Origin of the sequence: Flavobacterium cauense R2A-7, from assembly GCF_000498475.1 — a bacterium.
GTDB lineage: Bacteria > Bacteroidota > Bacteroidia > Flavobacteriales > Flavobacteriaceae > Flavobacterium > Flavobacterium cauense.
In genome coordinates this window covers 199,318-224,889 of the sequence record NZ_AVBI01000019.1, presented here as the reverse complement: position 1 = coordinate 224,889, position 25,572 = coordinate 199,318, and the positions used below count along the sequence as shown (strand labels likewise).

The 25,572-nt window shown below is 35.8% G+C and carries 24 protein-coding genes and 1 tRNA gene; 11 read left to right on the top strand and 14 right to left on the bottom strand.

Annotated elements, in window-relative coordinates; translation table 11 throughout:
- Positions 1-2: 2 nt before the first annotated feature.
- The 9 genes from FCR2A7T_RS11035 to porX all read right to left on the bottom strand — a co-directional run bounded on the left by FCR2A7T_RS11035 (position 3) and on the right by porX (position 8,403).
- Positions 3-1,085, bottom strand: a complete 1,083-nt coding sequence (locus FCR2A7T_RS11035; protein ID WP_023571376.1) for an efflux RND transporter periplasmic adaptor subunit — start codon at positions 1,083-1,085, stop codon at positions 3-5.
- Position 1,086: 1 nt separating this feature from the next.
- Positions 1,087-2,331, bottom strand: a complete 1,245-nt coding sequence (locus FCR2A7T_RS11030; RefSeq protein WP_023571375.1) for a TolC family protein — start codon at positions 2,329-2,331, stop codon at positions 1,087-1,089.
- Between the two features lie 104 nt (positions 2,332-2,435).
- Complete coding sequence (locus FCR2A7T_RS11025) at positions 2,436-3,794, bottom strand: HAMP domain-containing sensor histidine kinase (protein WP_035118286.1); 1,359 nt, start codon at positions 3,792-3,794, stop codon at positions 2,436-2,438.
- A complete protein-coding gene (locus tag FCR2A7T_RS11020; protein ID WP_023571373.1) occupies positions 3,794-4,474 on the bottom strand; it encodes a response regulator transcription factor in 681 nt (226 codons plus the stop codon). Before FCR2A7T_RS11020 ends, FCR2A7T_RS11025 begins: the two co-directional genes overlap by 1 nt.
- A 90-nt stretch (positions 4,475-4,564) precedes the next feature.
- A tRNA-Val gene (locus tag FCR2A7T_RS11015) sits at positions 4,565-4,639 on the bottom strand.
- Positions 4,640-4,721: 82 nt separating this feature from the next.
- The gene (locus tag FCR2A7T_RS11010) at positions 4,722-5,096 is read right to left on the bottom strand and encodes a DUF4258 domain-containing protein (RefSeq protein WP_023571372.1); all 375 of its coding nucleotides are present in this window, start codon (positions 5,094-5,096) and stop codon (positions 4,722-4,724) included.
- A gap of 47 nt (positions 5,097-5,143) precedes the next feature.
- Positions 5,144-6,337: an alanine dehydrogenase gene (locus FCR2A7T_RS11005; protein WP_023571371.1), complete on the bottom strand. Its 1,194-nt coding sequence runs from the start codon at positions 6,335-6,337 to the stop codon at positions 5,144-5,146.
- Positions 6,338-6,390: 53 nt separating this feature from the next.
- Positions 6,391-6,798 (bottom strand): tRNA (adenosine(37)-N6)-threonylcarbamoyltransferase complex ATPase subunit type 1 TsaE, encoded by a 408-nt coding sequence (tsaE, locus tag FCR2A7T_RS11000; protein ID WP_023571370.1) that lies wholly within the window; start codon positions 6,796-6,798, stop codon positions 6,391-6,393.
- 51 nt (positions 6,799-6,849) lie between these two features.
- Positions 6,850-8,403, bottom strand: a complete 1,554-nt coding sequence (gene porX, locus FCR2A7T_RS10995) for a T9SS response regulator signal transducer PorX (RefSeq protein ID WP_023571369.1) — start codon at positions 8,401-8,403, stop codon at positions 6,850-6,852.
- Positions 8,404-8,709: 306 nt separating this feature from the next.
- Here porX and FCR2A7T_RS10990 point away from each other — a divergent pair, with 306 nt between their 5' ends.
- The 9 genes from FCR2A7T_RS10990 to sucD all read left to right on the top strand — a co-directional run bounded on the left by FCR2A7T_RS10990 (position 8,710) and on the right by sucD (position 18,321).
- Positions 8,710-10,758: a M13 family metallopeptidase gene (locus FCR2A7T_RS10990; protein WP_023571368.1), complete on the top strand. Its 2,049-nt coding sequence runs from the start codon at positions 8,710-8,712 to the stop codon at positions 10,756-10,758.
- Positions 10,759-10,875: 117 nt separating this feature from the next.
- Positions 10,876-12,123 carry an HD domain-containing protein gene (locus FCR2A7T_RS10985; RefSeq protein WP_023571367.1) on the top strand — a complete coding sequence of 416 codons (1,248 nt, stop codon included), beginning with the start codon at positions 10,876-10,878 and terminating at the stop codon, positions 12,121-12,123.
- Between the two features lie 18 nt (positions 12,124-12,141).
- Positions 12,142-13,164 (top strand): UDP-3-O-(3-hydroxymyristoyl)glucosamine N-acyltransferase, encoded by a 1,023-nt coding sequence (lpxD, locus tag FCR2A7T_RS10980; RefSeq protein ID WP_023571366.1) that lies wholly within the window; start codon positions 12,142-12,144, stop codon positions 13,162-13,164.
- An 18-nt stretch (positions 13,165-13,182) separates the two neighbouring features.
- Positions 13,183-14,571 carry a bifunctional UDP-3-O-[3-hydroxymyristoyl] N-acetylglucosamine deacetylase/3-hydroxyacyl-ACP dehydratase gene (locus FCR2A7T_RS10975; protein ID WP_023571365.1) on the top strand — a complete coding sequence of 463 codons (1,389 nt, stop codon included), beginning with the start codon at positions 13,183-13,185 and terminating at the stop codon, positions 14,569-14,571.
- A 10-nt stretch (positions 14,572-14,581) separates the two neighbouring features.
- Positions 14,582-15,367, top strand: a complete 786-nt coding sequence (lpxA, locus tag FCR2A7T_RS10970) for an acyl-ACP--UDP-N-acetylglucosamine O-acyltransferase (protein WP_023571364.1) — start codon at positions 14,582-14,584, stop codon at positions 15,365-15,367.
- A gap of 29 nt (positions 15,368-15,396) precedes the next feature.
- Positions 15,397-15,963 carry an elongation factor P gene (gene efp, locus FCR2A7T_RS10965; RefSeq protein ID WP_023571363.1) on the top strand — a complete coding sequence of 189 codons (567 nt, stop codon included), beginning with the start codon at positions 15,397-15,399 and terminating at the stop codon, positions 15,961-15,963.
- Positions 15,964-16,047: 84 nt separating this feature from the next.
- Positions 16,048-16,989, top strand: coding sequence for a UDP-3-O-(3-hydroxymyristoyl)glucosamine N-acyltransferase (locus FCR2A7T_RS10960; protein WP_023571362.1), 942 nt, complete (start codon positions 16,048-16,050; stop codon positions 16,987-16,989).
- On the top strand, positions 16,979-17,341 hold the full coding sequence (locus FCR2A7T_RS10955; RefSeq protein WP_035118284.1) for a nuclear transport factor 2 family protein: 363 nt from the start codon (positions 16,979-16,981) through the stop codon (positions 17,339-17,341). Before FCR2A7T_RS10960 ends, FCR2A7T_RS10955 begins: the two co-directional genes overlap by 11 nt.
- A gap of 107 nt (positions 17,342-17,448) precedes the next feature.
- Complete coding sequence (sucD, locus tag FCR2A7T_RS10950; RefSeq protein ID WP_023571361.1) at positions 17,449-18,321, top strand: succinate--CoA ligase subunit alpha; 873 nt, start codon at positions 17,449-17,451, stop codon at positions 18,319-18,321.
- 53 nt (positions 18,322-18,374) lie between these two features.
- Here sucD and FCR2A7T_RS10945 read toward each other — a convergent pair whose 3' ends face one another.
- The 5 genes from FCR2A7T_RS10945 to FCR2A7T_RS10925 form a co-directional block, all read right to left on the bottom strand.
- Positions 18,375-19,565 carry a cytochrome-c peroxidase gene (locus tag FCR2A7T_RS10945; protein WP_023571360.1) on the bottom strand — a complete coding sequence of 397 codons (1,191 nt, stop codon included), beginning with the start codon at positions 19,563-19,565 and terminating at the stop codon, positions 18,375-18,377.
- 104 nt (positions 19,566-19,669) lie between these two features.
- Positions 19,670-20,428, bottom strand: a complete 759-nt coding sequence (locus FCR2A7T_RS10940; RefSeq protein ID WP_081709389.1) for a DUF2490 domain-containing protein — start codon at positions 20,426-20,428, stop codon at positions 19,670-19,672.
- Complete coding sequence (locus FCR2A7T_RS10935; protein WP_035118280.1) at positions 20,379-21,017, bottom strand: DUF4956 domain-containing protein; 639 nt, start codon at positions 21,015-21,017, stop codon at positions 20,379-20,381. The genes FCR2A7T_RS10940 and FCR2A7T_RS10935 overlap by 50 nt, the downstream gene beginning before the upstream one ends.
- The gene (locus FCR2A7T_RS10930) at positions 21,017-21,769 is read right to left on the bottom strand and encodes a polyphosphate polymerase domain-containing protein (RefSeq protein WP_023571358.1); all 753 of its coding nucleotides are present in this window, start codon (positions 21,767-21,769) and stop codon (positions 21,017-21,019) included. Before FCR2A7T_RS10930 ends, FCR2A7T_RS10935 begins: the two co-directional genes overlap by 1 nt.
- Positions 21,770-21,774: 5 nt before the next feature.
- A complete protein-coding gene (locus FCR2A7T_RS10925) occupies positions 21,775-22,155 on the bottom strand; it encodes a DUF3823 domain-containing protein (RefSeq protein WP_023571357.1) in 381 nt (126 codons plus the stop codon).
- A gap of 539 nt (positions 22,156-22,694) precedes the next feature.
- Between FCR2A7T_RS10925 and fabG the strand changes: the two genes are divergently transcribed.
- Both fabG and FCR2A7T_RS10915 read left to right on the top strand, forming a co-directional pair.
- Positions 22,695-23,441: a 3-oxoacyl-[acyl-carrier-protein] reductase gene (gene fabG / locus FCR2A7T_RS10920; protein ID WP_023571356.1), complete on the top strand. Its 747-nt coding sequence runs from the start codon at positions 22,695-22,697 to the stop codon at positions 23,439-23,441.
- Positions 23,442-23,534: 93 nt separating this feature from the next.
- Positions 23,535-25,562, top strand: coding sequence for a hypothetical protein (locus FCR2A7T_RS10915; protein ID WP_023571355.1), 2,028 nt, complete (start codon positions 23,535-23,537; stop codon positions 25,560-25,562).
- The last annotated feature ends 10 nt before the right edge of the window (positions 25,563-25,572 follow it).

The following is a 25,572-nucleotide window of genomic DNA, read 5'->3' as shown; positions in this document are numbered from 1 at the left end:
AATTAATCGTTTAGTGCATCATAAACTAACAACTGATTGTGTGTCATTACCTTTTCTCCGTTGTTTAAACCAGAAGAAACATATGTTACGTCACCAATTTGTCTGAAAATTTCAATTACTCTTGTTTCAATATTGTTTCGGTCTTTGTAAATCATAACATAATTTTTGCTTTTATCAAAAATCACCGCATCAGACGGAATTGCTAACATTTGTTTATCATTTTCCACATAAGAAAGTTTAATGTTGGCTCTCATTTCCGGTTTTAAAATAAATCCGGGATTGTGTAACTTGATAAGTACTTTCATGGCTTTGGTTTCCGGATCGATGATGTTAAAAATTCGATCCACTTTTCCGCTGAAAACTTTATCAGGATAACTTAATGTTGTAATTGCCGCACTTTCTCCAAGTTTAACCTGATTGATATCACTTTCGTTAACATTAGCAATAGCCCAAACGTCATTGATTTCGGCAATATCAAATATGTTATCACTTCGGTCGTTACGTAAAAGCATTTTTTCATTTATCTTTTTCTCAATTACGAATCCGCTTAAAGGTGAACGAACCTCATAAATAGCACCCATTTTAATGTTGTAAATTTTATAGGTTTCCTGAATGCGGCTTAACTGCGATTTTGCTTTTTCAAGATTACTTTTGGCTTCAATTACATCGCGTTCGGCATTTAGTTTTCCTTCAAACAACTCTTGGGCAACCTTTAAATTATTTTTGGCAACAATAACATCGTTCTTGGCATCATCGAGTTGTTTTTCAAAATCGGCCACTTCCGTACTTCTTATGGTTGCCAGCAACTGGCCTTTGGTTACATAATCACCTAATTCTACATACACTTTAGAAACACTTCCGCCAACAACCGGAAATACTTCAATTGTTTTGTTGTTATCGGTTGTGATTTTTCCGTAATAATTCAGTTCGTTTCGCAAAGGCTGAAGCGAAACTGTTGCGGTTTTGGTGGTTTCGAGCATTTTATCACTCAAAACAAAGGTTTCTTTAATTTCGCCTTTAACTTCTTCTTTTTTGCAAGAAGTGATAGCCAATAATGACAGGCAGACAATGATTGAATATTTCATTTTAGAAGATGGTTGTATTAACAATATGATTTAATTCCTCACTTGACAATATGAATTGTTTTCGCATTTCATTTAATTGTAACGTACTCTGATTATAACTTTCCATAAAATCCGTAAATTCAAAGAGTGAAATGTTTCTTTTAAGGAAGTTTTGAAGCACTCCCTGATACACAGCATCCAAGTTTTGGTTTATGGATTTCGACAAGGATGTATATTGAAGTTTTTGTTCTTTCCACAAGGCAAAGGAGCTTCGAATTTGTTCTTGCAACTCTAACGTTTTGTAATCGCTATTGGCTTTTATTTCACCCAATTGTGCCTGAGCAATTTTTATGTTCCCTTTATTTTTGTTCCAAAGTGGAAGCGGGATTCCCAACGTAAAATTTACCTGATTATGAAAAGCCCCGCCGTTTTGATCGTATGAGAATCCGGTAGTTACATCGGGAATTGATAACGATTTTTGAAGTTTAACAGTGGCTTCCTGTGTTTCAACTTGTTTTAAAGAAATCAGGTACTCAGGATTTTTCTCTTTGGCTAATTTCAGTAGTTCTTCTTCTGAATATTTCGGAATAGTGTAATCGTCAATAATTTTTGTTTCATCCACAATGGGATTTATAGGTTCTGCAATTCCGGTTAATAATGCCAGATTTTGCTTTTGAAAGGTTACATCTTTTTGAACGGCAATTTTATCATTTTTCAAATTCAATAATAAGGATTGAAGACGAACCACATCTTTTAGCGGAATATTGCCTTTTTCGGCCTGAATTTCATTCGATTTTAAAAGTGTTTCGATTTGTTCACTTTGCGATGCAAGACTGGTTAATTTCTTCTGATCGAAATACACCGAGTAAAAACTTTGACGCAATTCAAATTTGAGATTACTGATTAATTGTTCGAATTGAAGTTCTGCCAATTCTGCATTTGATTTGGCAACTTTGATTTCATTTCTTTTTTTTCCGCCCAAATAAATAAGTTGCTGAATCGCTAAGGCTTTTTGACCATTTTGACCGATGTCAAAAGTTCGGTTCGCATCAGGATTCAGGGCGTTGATTTCAGCACTTATAAATGGCTGCTCCCAAATTCTGGCCTGAATTACTGCAGCTTTTGAGGCTGTAATGTTGTATTGTCCTGCAATTGCCAGCAAATTGTTTTTTTGTAACGCATCGTCACATTCTTTAAGCGTTATATTTCTTTGGGAATGCGCAAATTGCAACATAAAAAAAGGCGCTATTAATAATACTGTTTTCATTTTGATTGAACTGATAAATTATTCAATACAAAGTTTCAGACAACAGTCTTAAATTGACCTTAAAAACGACCTTAAAAAATCCTTAAAAAGGAGAATTATTTCTTTTAAGAGATAGGGAATTTTATAATAAATTGATGGGAATCGCCAATATATGCATAGGAAAGGTTGGCATTGTGTATTTCAAGAATTCGTTTTGCAATGCGTAAACCCAAACCAGAACCAGCATTTTTTTGATTATTGCTTCCTCTGGTAAAAGAATTAAAAATTTTGCTTTCTTCTTCCAGACTCAATTTGTTTCCTGAATTCGTTAACGTGATGATTAATGATTTTCCGGGTTCTTCATCAATAAAAACATTCACTTTTTTATCCAGAGAATAAAGATAAGCGTTTTTGAAAAAATTATTGAAAACAATCTCCAGAAGGGAATTTACACCGTTGATTTCCAAACTACTGTCATCGTTAAGAATTTCAAAATTCATATTGAAATCAGTATAAATTTTGACCGTTTTTTCATAAGAACGAAAGATGATATCGTCAATGCGCTCTTTCTTTAACAACGCATTAAAATTAGAGGCATTGATTTGTGATAAGAGTAATAAGGAATTGATTAAATCGGAAATCTGATTCACATCGTTGCTCATGTTTTTTAAATAAGCTATCGAATTTTCCGAATGATTTTCCATTTTTATAAGATTGTCTAATTGCAGCGTGAGTCGGCTTACTGGTGTTCTCAACTCATGTGAGGCATTCGAAGTAAATTCTTTTTGTGCAATGTATGATTTTTCAATTCGGTGCATCATTTGGTTGAATGCTTTTGAGAGTACATTAATCTCATCGGCATTCGAAGTTTCCTGTAATTTAGTATTAAGTTTATTAATGGATATGCTAGTAATGATTTTCTGAAAATCGTCTAATGGCTTCAGTAATCTTTTAATGAAATAATAGGTGAGTAGCCAAACTAAAGTTGTTCCTGTAAAAAAGGTTATGATAAGTGTTTGCAGTAAATGCTGTAATTTAGTATTCCCATATTTATCTTCAGCGGCAATAAGCACATAATAATCGATTTTTTCGTAATCATAAAATACGCCTAAAATATCTTTTTCGTTATCACGCGCATATATTTTTTTATGGTTTTTGATTTTTTTTAATAAATCAACATTCCAGTTTACCGAAGCATCATCAATACTGCTATATAAAAGAGTATAATTCTGATCGAAAATAAGCGTTTTTTCATTGTAAAGCTTATTGATTGTATTCCGGTCAATCAATTTAAGAATTTGATTGTCAATACCTTTTACTTCTATAAGCAATTTTGTAGTAGTCAAAGCTTTTTCTTCCAAACGATCCATAAATTCCTGTTTACGGAACGAGGAATACGACAAATAAATTAAAATAGCCGAAATAGCATAAAGTATGGAAAACACCATACTTACATTTACCGCTATTCTTCTTTTTAATGTCATTAAATTGCTTTTAAATAATATCCGAAACCAGGACGGGTATGAATGAGTTTGACATCATGATTTCTATCAATTTTTTTTCTCAGAAAGTTAATGTATACTTCTATAGTATTTAGATTTGTATCAAAATGAACATCCCAAATTTGCTCTGAAATAGCTTGTTTTGAAAGAGTTCTTCCTTTTGCTTTGGCCAATAATAAAAGTAGTTGATACTCTTTTTGTGTCAGTTCAATGGTAGTTCCACCACGTTTGACAGTCATCGCTAAAGGTGAAATTTCCAAATCATCTATTACTATCAAATCATCATCCGATTGAGGAACAGAACTTCTTCTTAATAATGCATAAATCCTGATGAGCAGTTCTTCTAAATGAAATGGTTTTACCAGATAATCATCGCCGCCTAATTGAAATGCATCAATTTTATCGGTTAAATCGCCATAAGCGCTTAACATAATGATTGGAGTGGTTTTATCTGTTTCCCTAATTTTTGAACAAACATCTAATCCATTTAATTTAGGAACATTTATATCAAGAAGATAGATACTGTATTTGCCTGCTTTCAATTGTCTGAAAAAAACTTCTCCGTCAAAAACACAATCGCATTCCATTTCGTTTGACTTCAAGAAATTGCAAATCTCTTTAGACAGCACCAAATCGTCTTCCAGAAGCAGAATTTTTGTCATTTTATTTTCTTTGTGATAAAGATACTAAAGTTAGTGAGGTTTTTAAAAAAGGAAATAAAAAAAGCACTTCTTTCGAAGTGCTTTAAGTTGTGGGCGATGAGGGGTTCGAACCCCCGACCCCCTCGGTGTAAACGAGGTGCTCTGAACCAGCTGAGCTAATCGCCCGAATAAATGCTTTCAGTTCTTCCTGATTGCGAGTGCAAATATACGTCAGGAATTCGATCTTGCAAGGATTTTCTAAACTTTTTTACTGTTTTTTTATATCTTTAAGTACCACTCTTTCCGTGTAATTAATCATCTCAACAGTAATATCTTCATTCTTAGTGCTTTTCCCTTCGATTATATAAAGCTTTCCTTTTTCAAAAGGTTTATTACTGTTATCGAAATCAACATCTCCATGCTCTAAACATTTCTTAACATCCTCAATGGTTACCCATTTTTCTTTAAATTTAGCTTCAGCTTCTTTGGAATAACTTATTGGTTTGCTGCGAAGATCTTTTAAAACCCTGCAATTTGGCAAATAACAGAATTCCGTTTTCTTTTTCTGGAAGAAGAAAACCAAAAACATTCCGCCCAAAAGCAGACCGAAAAGATAGTAGGCTAAACGATGTACGAATTTCATGGTAAATAATTTGCTGCAAAAGTAAGCAAACAATTGGCTACTGCCAACTAAAATACAATCAGGTTTATATCGCGATAAGAAATATTAAACCAATCCGCAATAGATTTGTTAGTTAAGATTCCGTGATAAAAATAGACTCCGTTTTTTAAACCACGGTCGCAACGAATTGCGCTTTCCAATCCGCCGTCGTCTGCAATTTTGAGTAGGGAAGGCGTTATAATATTACTGATAGACATCGAAGCGGTTTTCGAATAACGAGACGGAATATTCGGTACGCAATAATGAATTACATTGTTCTTGATAAAGGTAGGTTTTTCATGAGTGGTTACTTCAGAGGTTTCAAAACATCCTCCGGTGTCAATACTGACATCTACAATAACAGCGCCTTTTTTCATGTGTTCCACCATAGTTTCGGTTACCACAACAGGCGTTCGGTTTTTTCCACGCATCGCACCAATGGCTACATCACAACGACGTAAAGCTTTTAATAACGATTTTTCCTGAATAGTGGAAGTAAAAATACGCTGGTTCAACATATTCTGCAAACGACGCATTTTGGTAATGGAATTGTCAAAAATCTTTACCGTTGCCCCAAGTCCGATTGCGGTTCTGGCGGCATATTCCGCAACAGTTCCTGCGCCCAAAATAACAACTTCGGTAGGTCGTACCCCTGTAATATTACCAAACAACAATCCTTTACCTATTGATTGATTAATCATCAGTTCCGAAGCAATCAGTATGGATGCTGTTCCTGCAATTTCACTCAGTGATTTTACGGCAGGGTAGGAGCCGTCTTCGTCTTTTATAAATTCGAAAGCCAAAGCGGTAATTCGTTTTGTTGCCAAAGCCTCAAAATAGGCTTTCTTTTGCGTTTTTAACTGGATTGCAGAAATCAGGATGGTCTGCGGATTCATCATATTGATTTCATCCAACGTAGGCGGTTCTACTTTCAGAATCATCGGACAACTAAAAACCTTTTTGGTATCATTGGTAATTTCTGCACCTGCATCACTATATTCCTTATCCGAATAACTCGAACTTTCTCCTGCACTGGCTTCCATCAATACTCTGTGACCATGAGACGTCAATGAGTTCACAGCATCCGGCGTGAGGCAAATACGACGCTCCTGATAGGACGTTTCTTTTGGAATTCCTATAAAAAGTTCACTTTTATGTTTTGCTATTTCCAGCTTTTCTTCCTGCGGAATCAGTTGGTGTTTCGAAAAAGGTGTTATTGACATGCTTTAGTTGTGTGAATTGGGTACAAATTACGAAATTTTAACAAAATACAATATCATTTTACAGTCAAATGACGTTTTCCGTTAGGTAACAATTTGATGTGGATTGCCGTATGGTCTAAAGGAATAAGGTTTGGTGTTTTCTCAGGCCATTCGATAAAGCACCAATTCCCGGAATAAAAATACTCGTCAATTCCCATGTCATAGGCTTCTTCTTCCGAATTCAACCGATACAGATCAAAATGGTAAATGGTCTCGCCGTTATCAGCTTTGTATTCATTAACCAAGGAGAAAGTCGGACTCGAAGCCATATCTTTAACACCAAGATAATGGACTAAGGCTTTTATTAATGTAGTTTTTCCCACGCCCATTTCAGCGTGGAAAACAACTACTTTTTTTATACTGTGAGCAAATATCTGTTTTACTACATCCTGAATCTCTTCAAGAGTGAACGTTATTTCCATAACAATTATAGGCTTTTATTTGATTGTAAGAATTTTACAATCCAAATATACCTATTTTGGATTGAAAACCAAGAAAGGAACAATCATTTCTTCCAATGAGATGCCGCCATGCTGATAAGTGTTGCGATAGTAGCTCACATAATGATTGTAATTGTTCACATAAGCAAGAAATAAATCGTTCTTCGCAAAGATGAAAGAGCTACTCATGTTGATAGCAGGAAGCCCAATTTTTTTAGGATCTTTTACCGCGTAAACATCTTTATCTTCGTAGGTTAAACTGCGCCCGGTTTTGTAACGTAAATTCAAACTGGTTTGTTTGTCGCCGATAACTTTCGAAGGATTTTTACAATTAATCGTTCCGTGGTCTGTTGTCAAAATCAGTTTGAAACCCATTTGCTGCGCTTGCTGAATAATTTCCAATAGAGGTGAATTTCTGAACCAGCTCAATGTCAGCGAACGATAAGCCTTGTCGTTGGAAGCCAGTTCTTTTACCACATCCATTTCGGTTTTGGCATGCGAAAGCATGTCTACGAAATTATAGACTATTGTTGTTAAATCGTTTCCTTTCAAACCTTTAAAATTATCAACTAACTTTTTACCGTCCTTAAAATTGGTGATTTTGTAATATTCCTGTTTAATATCGATTCGCAAACGTTTTAACTGTTCGGTTAAAAACTCACCTTCAAATAGGTTTTTACCGCCTTCATCCGTATCGTTTTTCCAATACTGCGGATAGTTTTTTTCCATCTCCAAAGGCGTTAAGCCAGAGAAAATAGCATTTCTGGCATATTGAGTAGCGGTTGGTAAAATGGCGAAATAACTGGTTTCTTTTTCCAATTTATAATGATTGTTCACCACGCTTTCAAACGCTTTCCATTGGTCGTAACGTAAATTATCAATAACAACAAATAAAATAGGTTTGTCTTTTTTGCGGATTTCGGGAACCACTAATTTGCGAAAGATTTCGTGCGACAAATAAGGACGATTTTCTTCAGTGGTAAACCATTTTTCGTAATTTTTCTCGATAAATTTTCCGAACTGGGAATTCGCTTCGAGTTTCTGACTTTCCAATATTTCCACCATGCTCTGATCTTCAATATTTTCCAGTTCGATTTCCCAAAATAATAGCTTTTTATAGAGTTCTACCCAATCTTCATAGCTATTTACCATAGCCATATCCATTGCGATTTTGCGGAATTCTTTTTGATAATCCAACGTGGTTTTTTCAGAAACCAAACGCGAATGATCCAGATTCTTTTTTAAACTAAGAAGAATTTGATTTGGATTCACGGGTTTTATCAGATAATCGGCAATTTTAGAACCGATGGCTTCTTCCATGATGTATTCTTCCTCACTTTTGGTAATCATAATTACCGGTGTGGCCGATTTTTTTTCTTTGATTTCAGCTAAGGTTTCCAATCCGCTCAATCCGGGCATGTTTTCATCTAAAAAAACGATATCGAAATTTTCATCATCAAACATATCAATGGCATCCTGCCCGTTATTACAGGTAGTTACATCGTATCCTTTCTTTTCTAAAAATAATATATGCGGTTTCAGTAAATCGATTTCGTCGTCAACCCAAAGTATCTTTATATCGCTCATAATGCTATGTTGTGTAATTAAAGTGCAATTTATGTTTTTATCAACGGAATGAGGTTAAAATTATTGTAAAAATAAACGTGTTATTATTCATGTCCGATTTAAAAACACAATACATTTGAAATTGAGAAACAGCAAAGCTATAATATCACTATAAATTTGTCCAAAAAGTATCTGAGTATACAATAGAATATACCATTATTTCGGATTCTGATTAACCTATCTTAACCCATTTTACTGATTATTTGTAAAAAATAGTTGAAAAAGATATCTTTGAAAACATAAATTGCTCACAAAACCAAAAATCATATGAAATTAAAACACGTTACACTTCTTGTTGCCGGAGTTACTTTGGCAATGACGAGCTGTAAAAACAAAGAAGCAGACGAATTACTTCAACCCGATCCGTTAGCAATGAACCGAGACACAACCGTTAACCCGGGAGAAGATTTTTTCCATTATGCCAACGGTGGCTGGTTCAAGAAAAACCCAATTCCGGAAACGGAAAGCAGCAACGGAATTTTCAGAACCATCGGTGATACCATTAATTCTCAGATTAAGTCAATTTGCATCAAATCAGCTGAAGATAAAGATGCAGAAAAAGGCAGCAACAAACAGAAAATCGGTGATTTTTATGCTTCCGGAATGGATTCCATCGCCATTGAAAAAGCAGGAATCAATCCTTTAAAAGCCGAAATGGCTCGAATTGACGCTGTAAAAGATGCAGCTTCATTAAACGAAACTATTGCACATCTTCACACCATTGGGTCAAGTCCTGCTTTCAATTTTTATTTAGGGCAAGACGATAAAAACAGTACAAAATATGCTTTGTTTTTTTCTCAGGGCGGTTTAGGTTTGGGCGATCGTGACTACTATTTCAATACCGACGAACAAACGGTTAATATCCGAAAAGAATATGTAAAACACGTTCAGGCCATGATGCAATTAATCGGTCAGGATAACGCAACTGCAGCTAAAAATGCAGCAGTTATTATGAAATTGGAAACCGATTTGGCCGGAGCATCAAGAAAATTGGAAGCGCTTCGTGATCCGATTAAAAATTATAATAAGATGTCGGTTGCTCAATTCAAAGCAATAACTCCTAATTTATCTTCAGATAAAATACTTACCACTTTAAAAGTAGCCAAAGCGGATTCTGTTATTGTCGGTCAGCCGGAATTTTATAAAGGATTGAATCAATTGGTTAAAAAATATACTGTAGAAGACTGGAAAGTGTATTTAAAATGGAATTTAGTAGACAGTTACGCGTCGTATCTGAACAAAGCTATCGATTTGCAGAATTTCAAATTCTATTCTACGGTAATGAACGGAGTTACCAAACAAAAACCAAGATGGAAAAGGGTAGTAGCACGCACCGATGCTTCATTAGGAGAATTAATCGGACAAGTATATGTAGCGGAATATCTGCCAAAAGGAACCAAAGAAAAACTTTTGGAAATCGGGAACAACATCAGAGACGTTTATGCTGATCATATCAAAAAATTGGATTGGATGAGTCCGGTTACTAAAGAAAAAGCGCTTCAGAAACTAAGTAAAATTGTAATGAAAGTGGGTTATCCGGACAAATGGAAAGACATGAGCAGTGTTTCCATCGACAGAAAATCCTACTGTACCAATGTAATGAATACTAACAAATGGGAGTATGATTACATGATTTCAAAATACGGAAAACCGGTTGACAGAACCGAGTGGGGCATGTATCCGCAAACGTATAACGCTTATTACAATCCGAGCAACAATGAAATCTGCGTTCCGGCCTGTAATATCATCGTTCCCGGATTTGAAGGAAGAATGCCGGATGATGCGGTTTTATACGGAATTATCGGTGGTTCTACATTCGGACATGAAATCACACATGGTTTCGACGATCAGGGAAGTCAGTATGACGACAAAGGAAACCTGAACAACTGGTGGACAGCAGAAGATTTAACAAAATTCAAAGCAAAAACGAAACTGATTGTTGAGCAGTTCAACAAATATGAAGTATTGAAAGGTAAATTCGTTAACGGAGATGCCACTCAAGGTGAAAACATTGCTGATTTAGGCGGTGTTGTCATGGGATATGAAGCTTTTAAGAAAACGGAACAATTCAAAAAGAATCAGAAGATTGCAGGACTGACTCCAAACGAACGTTTCTTTTTGGCTTACGGTTATGCCTGGATGGTAAACATTAAAGACGAAGCATTATCGCAACAAATTATGACTGATGTTCATGCGCCGGCACAATTCAGAATTAACGGTCCGTTGAGTAATATTCCGGAATTTTACACCACTTTTAAAATTAAAGAAGGCGATAAAATGCACCGTTCTCAGGAACAACGTGTCGTAATCTGGTAATACCGGACAACTAAATAAATTAAAACCACTCTTTCGGGTGGTTTTTTTGTTTTGTAAATCGTAAGAAATAAATTCTCAATATTAATTTTCTTATATTTGTTAAAAAGTAATACTTGCGTGAGTCAGATTAACAAGCTTAAAATATTAAACGACCCTATTTATGGTTTTATAACCATTCCAAATACCTTAATTTACGATTTAATACAACATCCTTATTTTCAGCGATTACGACGTATTTCGCAAATGGGAATGTCGTATTTGGTTTATCCCGGAGCGCATCATACACGCTTTCATCATGCTTTGGGCTGTCTGCACATTATGCAGAAGGCAGTTCAAACACTTCGTTTTAAAGAAGTTGTTATTTCGGAAGAAGAAGAAAACGCCCTCTACATTGCCATTTTATTACACGATATCGGTCACGGTCCTTTTTCGCATGCGATGGAACACAGTATTGTGGAAGATGTTCACCACGAAGAGATTTCATTGCTGTTCATGAACGAATTGAATCGGGAATTCGACGGAAAATTATCTTTAGCCATTCAGATTTTCAAAGGAGAATATCACAGAAAATTCATGTTACAACTGATTTCCAGTCAGCTCGACATGGATCGAATGGATTATTTAAAACGCGACAGTTTTTATACCGGTGTAGCCGAAGGAAACATTAATTCCGAACGCTTGATTCAGATGATGCATGTGGTTGATGATGTTTTGGTAATTGAAGAAAAAGGCATTTATTCGGTAGAACAATTTCTGGTAGCAAGACGATTGATGTATTGGCAGGCGTATTTGCATAAAACCAGCCTGGTGGCCGAATTAACGCTGACCAAAATCTTAAAACGCGCCAAAGAACTAACTCAAAAAGGTGATTTGTTGCCTTGCAGCGAACCGCTTTTGTTTTTCATGCAACATAAAATCACGCATGAAAGCTTCGATGCAACAATATTGAAAAAATTTGCGTTATTAGATGACTTCGACATCGTAAGCGCTATCAAAATATGGCAGTTTCATGACGATTATGTGCTTTCTTCGTTAAGTAAAATGATTATTAACAGAGATTTGCCAAAAATTAAAATGGTTACCGAAAAAGTAACCAAAGAACGGCTTTCTGATTTAAAAATGAAATTAATGCAACTCTATCCAATCACCGAAAAAGATGCGGATTATTTCATATTTAAAGGAAAAATTAAAAATCAGGCTTATAACAAAACCGGCGAACCTATTCATATCTATAAAAAAGATAAAACAATTGAAGATGTTGTGGAAGCTTCGGATCAGTTGCATTTAAAAGCATTATCAAAACCTGTTACCAAATATTACCTCTGTTTTCCAAAAGTACTCTTGGAAAGTTCAGATTTGATTTAATTTTATATTTTTGCATAGATGAAATTTACAGCAGAACAAATAGCAGGTATTTTAGAAGGTGAAGTCGTTGGAAATCCCTCGGCAGAAGTCTTTAAATTGGCTAAAATAGAAGAAGGAACAGAAGGTTCGCTTACTTTCCTGGCCAATCCGAAATACCTGAATCATATATATACCACAAAAGCGACTATTACGATTGTAAATTCGACTTTTGAACCCGAACAGCCTATTACTACGACTTTAATTAAGGTAGAAGACGCTTATAAATCCTTTTCTAAATTATTGGAATACTACAATCAGGTGAAACTGATGAAATCCGGAATCGAGCAGCCTTCTGTCATTTCAGAAAATGTGGAATACGGGGAAAACCTTTATTTAGGTAGTTTTTGCTACATCGGTAAAAACGTAAAGATTGGGAATAACGTAAAAATATATCCGAACAGTTTCGTGGGAGACAACGTAATCATTGGCGACAATTCTGTATTGTTTGCCGGTGTTCGCATTTATTCCGAAACCGAAATTGGTAAAAACTGTACCATTCATTCCGGTTCCATTATTGGTTCGGACGGATTTGGTTTTGCACCTCAAGAAGACGGAACGTATACCAAAGTACCGCAAATCGGTAACGTAATTATTGAAGACAATGTAGATATCGGTTCCTGTACGACCATTGATCGTGCTACTTTAGGTTCGACAATTATTCGTAAAGGTGTTAAATTGGACAATCAGATTCAAATCGCCCACAATGTTGAAATCGGAGAAAACACCGTTATAGCATCCCAAACCGGAGTGGCTGGTTCTACTAAAATCGGTAAAAACTGTATGATTGGCGGTCAGGTCGGAATTGTCGGACATATTACCATTGGTGATGGTGTTCGAATTCAGGCACAATCCGGCGTGGGAAGAAGCATTAAAGAAGGAGAAGCGATACAGGGAAGTCCGGCTTTCAGTTACGGAGATTTCAGTAAATCGTATGTCCATTTCAAAAATTTACCAAAAATTGTGGATGATCTTCACGCATTAAAGAAAAAACAAACTAACTAAAACTAAAATAAGTAAACCATGGTTAAGCAAACAACCATTAAAAACGAAATTTCATTAAAAGGAGTGGGGTTACATACCGGACAGGAAGTAACGATGACTTTCAAACCGGCGCCGGTAAACAACGGATTTACATTCGTGCGTGTGGATTTGGAAGGACAACCCATCATTGAAGCCGATGCCAATTATGTTGTTAACACCCAAAGAGGTACAAACCTGGAAAAATTGGGAGTTAAAATCCAAACTTCAGAGCATGTTTTAGCTGCTTTTGTTGGTTGTGATGTAGACAACGTTATCATCGAATTAGATGCTTCAGAGCCACCAATTATGGACGGTTCTTCGAAATATTTTGTGGAAGCCATCGAAAAAGCCGGTGTTGTGGAACAAGACGCAGAGCGCAATGTATATGTCGTTAAGGAAGTGATTTCTTATATGGATGAAGTAACGGGAAGTGAAATTACTATTATTCCTTCGGATGAATATTGTGTTACCGCAATGGTCGACTTCGGTACAAAAGTTTTAGGCACCCAAAATGCGACAATGAAATCCATCAGCGAGTTCAAAACTGAAATTGCTGATTGTCGTACGTTTAGTTTCCTTCATGAATTAGAAGGTTTATTGGAACACGGATTGATTAAAGGTGGTGATTTAAATAATGCTATCGTTTATGTGGATAAAGAAATATCCTCGGAAACCATGGAGCGCTTAAAAGTTGCTTTCGGTAAAGATAATATTTCTGTAAAACCAAATGGTGTTTTAGACAATCTGACGTTACATTATCCAAATGAAGCAGCACGTCATAAATTGCTTGATGTAGTAGGTGATTTGGCCTTAATCGGAACTAAAATAAAAGGGAAAGTTATCGCTAATAAACCGGGACATTTTGTAAACACGATGTTTGCTAAAAAAATGTCGAAAATTATTAAAAACGAACAAAAAAATCAGGTTCCTGTTTTCGATTTAAACAAAGAACCGTTAATGGATGTTACTAAAATCATGTCGATGCTGCCACACAGAAATCCGTTTTTGTTGGTAGACCGAATTTTAGAAATGTCAGATACACATGTAGTTGGATTGAAAAACGTAACCATGAATGAGGAATTCTTCGTGGGACACTTCCCGGGAGCACCGGTTATGCCGGGCGTTTTAATTATCGAAGCTATGGCACAAACTGGAGGAATCCTTATTTTAAGTACGGTTCCTGATCCTGAAAACTACCTGACATATTTCATGAAAATTGACAATGTAAAATTCAAACATAAAGTTTTACCGGGCGATACGTTAATATTCAAATTAACATTATTATCACCAATCCGTCGCGGAATCTGTCATATGCAGGCCAGCGCGTACGCAAACGGTAAATTAGTTACTGAAGCCGAATTAATGGCACAAATTGTAAAAAAGAACTAAACAAGAATTTATGAATCAACCTTTAGCATATGTTCATCCGGGTGCAAAAATTGCCAAAAATGTGGTAATTGAGCCTTTTACAACGATACATAATAATGTAGAAATTGGTGAAGGAACCTGGATTGGTTCGAATGTTACCATCATGGAAGGGGCACGAATCGGTAAGAACTGTAATATTTTCCCCGGTGCGGTTATTGCAGCCGTTCCTCAGGATTTAAAATTTGGAGGTGAAGATTCACTTGCAATAATAGGCGATAATACTACTGTAAGAGAATGTGTTACAATAAATAGAGGAACTATTGCTTCAGGACAAACCAAGATTGGGAAAAACTGTCTGATTATGGCAACAGCGCACATTGCACACGATTGTCACATAGGCGATAATGCCATCATTGTTAACGGAGTGGCTTTAGCCGGACACGTTACTGTAGGCGATTATGCAATCATTGGCGGACTGGCAGCAGTACATCAGTTTATTTCTATTGGAGATCACGCAATGATTTCAGGTGGTTCTTTGGTAAGAAAAGATGTTCCTCCGTTTACTAAAGCAGCAAAAGAGCCGTTATCCTATGTAGGAATCAATTCGGTAGGATTACGAAGAAGGGGTTTTTCAACAGAAAAAATACGTGAAATTCAGGATATTTACCGAATTTTGTATCAGAAAAACTATAATACAACACAAGCTTTGAGCATCATCGAAGCAGAAATGGAGGCAACTCCAGAACGTGATGAAATCATTCTGTTTATCAGAAATTCATCGCGTGGTGTAATGAAAGGTTATACCGGAATCGTTTAATAATAAATAAAACAAATAAATACTTTAAAATGGCAAGTACAGCTGATATCAGAAACGGATTGTGTATTAAATTTAACCACGATATTTACAAAATTGTAGAATTTCTTCACGTTAAACCAGGAAAAGGTCCTGCTTTCGTTAGAACAAAATTAAAAAGTTTAACTAACGGAAAAGTATTGGACAATACCTTTTCTGCAGGTCATAAAATTGATGTAGTTCGTGTTGAAACACACACTTTCCAGTTTTTATATGCTGAAGGTACAGAATTCCATTTCATGAACAATGAGACGTTCGAGCAAATTTCATTAAACAGAGATGTTCTTGATGCTCCGGATTTATTAAAAGAAGGAACAAACGTAATGGTTCAGATTAACACTGAAACTGACGCACCTTTAGCTGTAGACATGCCAGCTTCAGTGGTATTGGAAGTTACTTACGCAGAACCTGGAGTAAAAGGAAATACTGCTACAAACGCAACAAAACCGGCAACAGTAGAAACTGGAGCAACTGTTAACGTACCTTTATTTATTAACGAAGGAGATAAAATCAAAATCGATACCGCTACCGGTTCTTACATGGAGCGTGTTAAAGAATAATTTTAAAAGTTCACAGCATTCAGTGTTCAGCTAAGATTATCCTACACTGGTTACTATATAACTGTACACTGAATACTAATTGATATGAAATTTCACAAAACACATACTCTTAAAGAAATTGCCAACATTATTCAATGTGAGTATGTGGGCGATGAGCGTTTTCCTGTGCACGGAATGAATGAAATTCACGTGGTAACACGAGGAGACATCGTTTTTGTGGATCATCCGAAATATTACGACAAAGCGTTGCAATCAGCAGCTACAATTGTTTTAATCAACAAAAAAGTAGATTGCCCTGAAGGTAAGGCACTGCTTATTTCAGATGACCCTTTTCGTGATTTCAACAAACTGACAAAACACTTCAGGCCTTTTCAATCCTCTAATACTGCTATTTCTGAATCAGCGGTTATTGGAGAAGGAACAGTAATACAACCCAATTGTTTCATCGGTAATAATGTGGTGATTGGAAAAGAATGTCTGATTCATTCCAATGTTGCCATTTACGATAATACAATAATCGGCGATAACGTAATCATTCACTCCGGAAGTGTTTTGGGAGCGGATGCGTTCTATTACAAAAAACGCCCGGAAGGTTTTGATCAATTGTTATCCGGTGGCCGTGTGGTAATCGAAAACAACGTAGGTATTGGTGCCTTATGTACTATTGACAAAGGCGTTACCGGCGATACTACTATTGGTGAAGGAACAAAAATCGATAATCAAGTGCATGTAGGTCACGATACTGTAATCGGCAAAAAATGTTTGATTGCTTCCCAAACCGGAATCGCTGGCTGTGTAGTGATTGAAGACGAAGTGACACTTTGGGGACAAGTTGGTACCACAAGCGGCATTACGATTGGTGAAAAAGCGGTTATTTTAGGACAAACCGGTGTAACCAAATCAGTAGAAGGCGGAAAAACTTATTTCGGAACCCCTATTGAAGAATCCCGTGAAAAGCTAAAACAATTGGCAAACGTTAAAAAAATACCGGAAATACTAAACAAACTGAATAAAAATGATGGCTAAAGAGCTTGTTACAGATTTTTATCAATCGGACGCATTACGAAATACGGAAACCCTGAATCGTTTTCTTCATGATGAAATGGAATTTCATTGGTACAGTTCCAAAGGTTTTCTTAAAATGAATAAAAGTGACTTAATCGATTTATCTAATGAGATGAATCGATCTTATCTTTCGTCACGCATTCAGTTTTCTCATATTTTACAAGAAGACAATAATGTTTCTGTGCGGTACACTTATTATGTAACGCCAATCGAAAGTCCAACCGAAGAAATGATTTTAGCACATTTTATGACAATTTGGGAAGTAAAAGACGGAAAATTGTTTCGCGGTTACCAAATGAGTCAACTAAGCTAATTTCCCTTTAAAAATCTTAAAAAGTTTATAGCAAAATCCTTTAGATATTTCTTCTAATACGCTATTTTTGCAACACAAATTTTACAAACAACATAAAAAACGATATCATGAGTGTTTTAGTTAATAAAAATTCTAAAATAATTGTTCAAGGTTTTACAGGAAGTGAAGGTACTTTTCACGCTTCTCAAATGATTGAATACGGAACAAACGTTGTAGGTGGTGTAACTCCGGGAAAAGGTGGAACACAACATTTAGATCGTCCGGTTTTTAACACGGTTAAAGATGCTGTAGATCAGGCAGGTGCTGATACTTCTATCATCTTTGTACCACCTGCATTTGCTGCTGATGCTATCATGGAAGCTGCTGATGCCGGAATTAAAGTAATCATTTGTATCACAGAAGGAATACCTGTTGCCGATATGATCAAAGCTTATGATTTCATAAAAGGTAAAGATTGCCGTTTAGTAGGTCCTAACTGTCCGGGTGTAATTACTCCGGGTGAAGCTAAAGTTGGTATCATGCCAGGTTTCGTTTTCAAACAAGGTAAAGTAGGTATCGTTTCTAAATCAGGTACTTTAACATACGAAGCTGCTGATCAGGTTGCAAAACAAGGATTAGGTGTTACTACAGCAATCGGAATTGGTGGAGATCCAATTATCGGAACCACTACAAAAGAAGCGGTTGAATTATTAATGAACGATCCTGAAACTGAAATCATCATTATGATTGGAGAAATCGGAGGTCAGCTGGAAGCAGATGCAGCGCGTTGGGTTAAAGCAGACGGAAACAGAAAACCGGTTGTAGGTTTCATCGCTGGTGAAACTGCTCCAAAAGGACGTACAATGGGTCACGCAGGTGCTATCGTTGGTGGTGCTGATGATACAGCAGAAGCTAAAAAACGTATCATGAGAGAAAACGGAATCCACGTGGTAGATTCTCCAGCCGAAATCGGTAAAAAAGTAAAAGAAGTTTTAGGATAATTTTTCTAAACTTTATCATATAAAAAAGCCCCGAAATTTCGGGGCTTTTTTAGTTAATTAGAAAACGGATTCGACCATTTATTATCTGTATACACATTGGTTCCGGAAAGGGTTCGCAAAAATGCAATCACTGCATTAACTTCATTAGCATTTAAATTTAACCTTTGTCCGTTGCCACCCGGAGTCAGTTTCGGATCTAAATTGGTATTTCCGGGTGCAATATTGATTGTTCCATAATGACCTATAGCCGCTTGTAAAGAAGTAATCACACCGGTATGCATCATCGGGCCGTTTGTAGTTCCGTCAGTTTTTACCAAATCACGCAGGGAAGGAGCGCGGGTATTCGTAATATCGATACCAGTTCCATTTAAAACACCAATAATTCCATTATTACCCGTAATCGGATTAATATCAAATTCGGGCGCTGCATGACAACCGGCACAACCTATTCCACCTCCGGTTCTGGAACCGGTCCCATCAAAGACTGGTGGCGTCAGAAATAAATTTTTTCCCTGATTTTCCTGAGCGGTAAAATTTGGAAAAGGCTGATTATCATTAGCAACCAAAGCTCTTCCGGAATCGTATTTCGAATCAAACGATTGAATACTTCGGATAAACTGTGCTAAAGCATTTTGAATTTTAACCTCGGTAATTTCTTCAGTTCCGTAAACAAATTCGAACAATTCCTTATAATAACCAATTGCGTTTAAACGGGTTATTAAAGCATCAAAATTCAAATCACCATCGACGCCACTAAAGCCCATTTCACCATGATTTTTAATCGGCATCGTAGATTGAATTTCTAAACTTGCCGCTCGTTCATCCCAAAAGAATTTCGACTCATTGGCAAAACGGGTATTGATTAATCGCATCGCATGTCTGCCCGTCGTTCCGTTTACACCATTGCTGGCAACATTAGTATCACTGAAAGCATTTGCCTGCTGATGACAACTCGCACAGGAAATGGTGTTGTTCGAAGAAAGGTTTTTATCATAAAACAAAACTCTTCCCAAAGTCGCACCTTTGTCGGTAACAGGATTGAGAGCCGAATTGTCTTTTGTGATGTACGGCGGAATAACCTGATTGGCATAATTACTTAAATTGGTTAAGTCAATCGTATTGCCAAAAGTTGCTTCCACATTAGGGTAGTTGTCGGAAGGGATTGCTACATAATTGTCTTCCTGATTATTACAGGAAACAAACAGCACAGCGGTGCTCAGCGTTAAAAACAATGCTTTTCTCATAGGTTTTCGGGTTTGGTTTGAATTTTGGACTCCGAAAACTAAAAATAGTTTAATGTATTGTTTAAAATTTCAATTAATTTTTTACGAATTTGAATAACTTAATGTTATTCTTCTGCTTTTTTCTCCTTATTCTTTTTGATTTTTTTCATCAGATCGTCAACAGAAAGCGAATATTTGGTTTCCAACACGAAGCGATCATTTTTTCTCGGATTCACTTTATCGTCATAAAACAAAGACAAACCGAAAGCATTACCGTATTTTAATTTATAATCGCCTCCAACGGTATATCGCATCCGGTTGAATTTTATCGGGTCATCATCGGCTAATTTCAAAAATATTTCTGCCGAAGTATAAACTGAAGCTTTCGATTTGGGAATATTATAATCCAATCCGATTTTTTCCCGAAGCATTTGTCTGGGTTCTTTGTAATAATTCATATACCTGCTATCGAAACTACCGGTTGAAAACTGATATTTTATACCCGAAAACAGCGTGAAATCACTAAACTTATAATCATATTTTAATGCGGCAAACAAACGATGGTTGTCTTCTTTAAAAGAGGTTGTAAATCGATATCCTGTTTCAATACTAAACTTTTTGTTGATATCATACTGAAGCTGAAGCTGCCCCGCGCTTGATCGGAATTCCTGAAGATCTTTTTGCAAGGAATACCTGTATTCCCCTGCAATTTTCCATTTTTTATTGATTCTGTAGTTTATTGAAGGTATAAAACGTCCCTGAAAATCAGTGTAATTCTGACTGATTCCTTCATAAGCGAACATAAATACGAATAATAAAAAAAAATGCCTTTTTTTAATCATTATCATCTGAGGTTGGTAAAACGTATTCGCTTTCTTTTGCATAATAAAATGCTTTTAAAAGCGCTGTATCTTTCAAATAATCAATGGAAATCACTTCAATTCTGTGAATATTTAACCCGGTTCTTTCATTCAAATCGTATAACAGCTGTTCTCGGTATTCGGGTTTTATCAGTTCAACCTTATCATAAACTATTTCTTTTGCATTTTCATTTTTCAGAAAATCCAAACGTTCCAAAATAAACGTCAGAAACAATACAACAATGTTGCAAATAATAAGTATCGTGTAATTATCATCTACAAAAGCAAGCGAATTAAGCATTCCCATTGCCACGCAAACGAAAAAATACCCCATGTCTTTTATGGAAATGGCTATCGTTCGGTATCGGATTATCGAAAACATGGCAAAGAGTCCGAATGCAAATCCGATTTTTATTTTAACCGCACCAAGCAAACAACAGATCATAAAATTCACCACATTAAACAAAATGAAAGTGAAAATAAAATCTTTATTTCTGTGTTTCGGATAGTAAATAAACCCCACAAGCAACGCCACCGCTATAAAATCAATAGCAGATCTTACAATAAAATCGTAAGTATTAAAAGCGCTTATCAATGCTTCTTCTGTTTCCATTAGTGCTGTAGTTTATTTATGGTTTTAATTATCGGCTTAAAATTATTTTTCTTAACGGTTGGATTCAGCGAAATGACGCCGTAAATGTATTTGCTGATTCCTTGTGACCGTATGTGATGATATTTTAATGAAGCGGTCAACGGTGATGACTGTGTGTTTTTGGATTGTTTTATTTCGATTATAGCGATTTTTCCGAATTTCACATCACGCTGATTGTCAATGAAATGCAAATTCATATCTATGGTTACTCTTTCCGTAAAATGATTGTTCACCAAAGTTACTCTGTTGAAATTATTCTTTAAAATAAAGGTTACTTCTCCAATGTTTTTTCGCGTATAATCCTGTATCACATTTTTTCGGGATTCGTCTATATCGGAAAGCATGTAAGGAAGAGATTCCCGATGTTTGTTTGTTCGGGCAATTTTCTCTTTCTTCTTGATTTCAAAAAAACACAAATCCGATTCCACATACCTTCTGCTGCGCACTTTAATACGATTCACATACCCGTTATGATGGTCTCTGAAAAACTGAAGATCCGGTGTATCGAAATAATTATTCTCATACGAAAAAACGCGAACGCCGTCAATTTCAAGAACATTATAATTTTCAATCAAACAAGGAAAAATTTTCAGCAAATCGTCTCCCGTTAGTGCATATTTACTGTCCATTCTGTTTAACAGCGAAACAGATTCCAATTCATTTAAAGAAACACTGTTCAGTAATGAAAGTTGATTGGTAAATTTTTTAAACATGATTATCAGATTGTAATGACAAAATCTTCTACCGTTACATTTGCTTTTCTTGAGTTAACCTCAATGGTTTTCAAAACATAATTCTGATCCCACGGACAAGAATCGCAATCTCCAAATACCCAAATATCATAGGTTCCTTCCTGAAGAAAGTCGAATTTGAAAGAACCGTCAAAAGAAGTGTCCACATCGTCGTAAAAAGAAGTATCATTATGCGCGCTGATATACACTTTGACACCACCAAGATAATTTTCACTCACAAGAACTCCGTTTGAATTATAATCTTTCGCATAAACCCTTCCTGAAATGGTGGCCAAACCTCCGTATCCTTCATCTTTTGAACAGGCAATAAATGTAACAGCCAATAATAGTAATAGATATTTTTTCATGGTAATTCGATTTAACCGTTTAATTAATTTTTATCTTTTTTAGTTGAATTGAAACGCGAGCAATTAAACAGTTAAATACAAAATTCAACTGCCAAGTGCATCCGACTTCAAAAAAAGGTAATTTGTTTTTGTAAACTACTTACTGTGTGGTGGTATTCTCAATAAGTACAAATCATCTTAAAAACATAAGCGGTAAATCTTACATTTTTACAATAGTAAAGATAGATATATCATTGATATTTATCAATTTAACCTTTCAAATTGATAAAAAAAACGTTAAAAAGCACTGCGACTGTAAATTTAATATCATCCAAGCTTTAAATAATTAATTTTTGCATGAATACATTCCTTAGATTCTCATCATCAGACAATTAAATTTTCAGCTACAAAACACAACTGAAAATTTACCGTAATAATCCAACAGATTACCAAAAAACACTATGTTTCAACATAAAAGTAAAACAGTATTGATTTTTTTTTAAATCAAAATAACAATATATTTGAAAACTGTAATTATTAAAACAAAACAAACTAACTATATGAAATTACTGGAAGGAAAAACCGCTATCATTACAGGAGCGAGTAGAGGAATCGGTAGAGGAATTGCCGAAGTTTTTGCCAAAAACGGAGCCAATGTAGCTTTTACATACAGTTCATCTGCAGCAGCTGCTCAGGAATTAGAAAACGAATTAACCGCTTTAGGTGTTAAAGCCAAAGGATATCAATCTAACGCAGCCGATTTTAACGAAGCACAAAAATTAGTGGATGATGTAATTGCCGAATTCGGAAACGTAGATATTTTAATCAACAATGCCGGAATCACTAAGGATAACTTATTAATGCGTATTTCTGAAGAAGATTTCGATACGGTTATCGATGTGAATTTGAAATCGGTTTTCAACATGACCAAAGCCGTTCAGAAAATCATGCTTAAAAACCGCGCCGGTTCTATCATCAATATGAGTTCCGTAGTAGGAGTGAAGGGGAACGCCGGACAAACCAACTATGCTGCATCCAAAGCAGGCGTTATCGGTTTTTCGAAATCTGTAGCTTTAGAATTGGGTTCGCGTAATATCCGTTGTAACGTAATCGCTCCGGGTTTCATAGAAACGGAAATGACTGCTAAATTAAACGAAGATGTGGTTAAAGGCTGGAGAGAAAGTATTCCTTTAAAAAGAGGCGGTTCTCCGGAAGATGTGGCTAACGTTTGTGTCTTCTTATCCTGCGATATGAGTGCTTATGTTACCGGACAGGTTATTAATGTTGACGGAGGAATGTTAACTTAATCAATTCAAAAATTTAATGATTTAAATATTGAACGATTATTGAACGCTAAAATCTTTTAATTTTTCAATTTTAAAATCTTTTAATCCATAAAAATGACAACAAGCACAATTTTACTTTTATTACTTTCTGTACTGATTGCTGCCGGATTGTCGTTTTACCACTACTTATACAAAGCCAATTACAAGTCGAAACTGCACTTGTTTTTGGCTTTTTTACGTTTTGTTTCCTTGTTTTCAATTTTCGTATTATTAATCAATCCGATTATTTCCCGAAAAACATTTGAAACCACCAAAACGCCTTTGCCAATTGTTGTTGATAATTCGCAGTCAATCAAAGAATTGAGTCAGGACAATACAGCCAAGGAACTTTCAGAGAAATTAACCCGAAACAGTAAACTAAACGAAAAATACGACGTACAGTTGTATCGTTTTGACAGCGATTTCCAATCGGGTAACGAACTGGATTTCAAAGGAAAGCAGACTCATATTGATCAGGCAGCCCAAAATCTGAAGCAATTTTACCGCAGTCAGCATTACCCGGTTGTTTTATTAACCGACGGAAACCAGACCATCGGGAACGATTACGTATACAGTTTTCAGCAAAATACTTCAGTTTACCCTCTGATTTTAGGTGATACCACCTCGTTTTTTGATCTGAAAATCAATCAGCTTAACGTTAACAAATACGCTTTTCTGAAGAATAAATTTCCTGTAGAAGTGTTTTTACAATATAACGGAAATAAAGCCGTAAACGCTACTTTCATTATACAACAGGGAAATGCTGCCATCCACAAGCAAACCGTTGCATTTTCACCTTCTAAAAAAGCTCAGGTCGTATCTGTTTTACTGAACGCCGACAAAGTAGGAGTACAAACTTTCAAAGCGGTTATTTCATCTTCGGAAAAAGAGAAAAACCAATACAATAACTCCAAAAATTTCGCGGTTGAAGTCATCGATCAGCGTTCGGAAATCGCCTTGGTTTCTACCATAAATCATCCCGACTTGGGTGCTTTAAAACGTTCCATTGAATCTAATCAACAACGTAAAGTAACCATTGTTAAACCAAAAGAAATCAAATCATTACAAGATTTTAATGTTTTGATTTTGTATCAGCCTACAAACGAATTCAGATCCCTTTTGGAACAGAACAAAAACTTAGGTTTAAACACTTGGATGATTACCGGAACCAACACCGATTTCAATCTTCTGAACCAATACCAGAATCAGATACAGTTTAAGCTTTCAGGACAAAACGAAGACTATTCCGCCGATTACAATTCGCAGTTCAATTCGTTTGCTTTAGACAATATTGGTTTCGAACAGTTCACGCCATTACAGCATCCGTTCGGTACAATTTCGGTAAAAGAAAATGCAAACACCCTTTTAAAAGCCAGAATCCGAAACATTACAACTGAAAATCCACTATTAACGTTTTCTGAAAACGGTTTAAAACGTAACGCATATCTTTTCGGGGAAAATATTTGGAAATGGCGCATGGAAAGTCATTTGAAAACCAAATCATTCGAACAGTTTGATGTTTTTACCGATAAAATAATCCAGTATTTAGCATCCAATTCTGCTAAAAAATCATTGGCAGTTACGCATGAAAGTTTTTATAATTCCGGGGAAACCATCGAAATTACAGCGCAGTATTTCAATAAAAACTATGAATTCGATGAAAACGCACGTTTAACAATAGCCCTGAAAAACAAGCAAACCGGTAAAACTAAGAATTTTGACTTTCTAAAAGGAAATAGCGAATACAAAGTAAATCTGGACGGATTAGAGTTTGGAAATTACAGCTTTACCGTTACCGAAAACAATTCGAAAACAAAATATTCCGGTACTTTTGAAGTATTGGATTTTGAAATTGAAAAACAATTTGTAAATCCTGATACTTCACGTTTACAGCAACTGGCATCGAACACTAACGGAAAAGTGTATTACCCTTCCCAAGTGGATGCGTTAATCGAAGATTTGCTTAAAAACCAAAACTATATCGCTACCGAGAAAGCCATAATTAAAAAAACACCGCTAATTGACTGGATTTGGTTAATGGTTCTTTTGGTCGTTTCTCTCGCTGCCGAATGGTTTACTAGAAAATATAACGGACTATTATAAAAAAAATGCC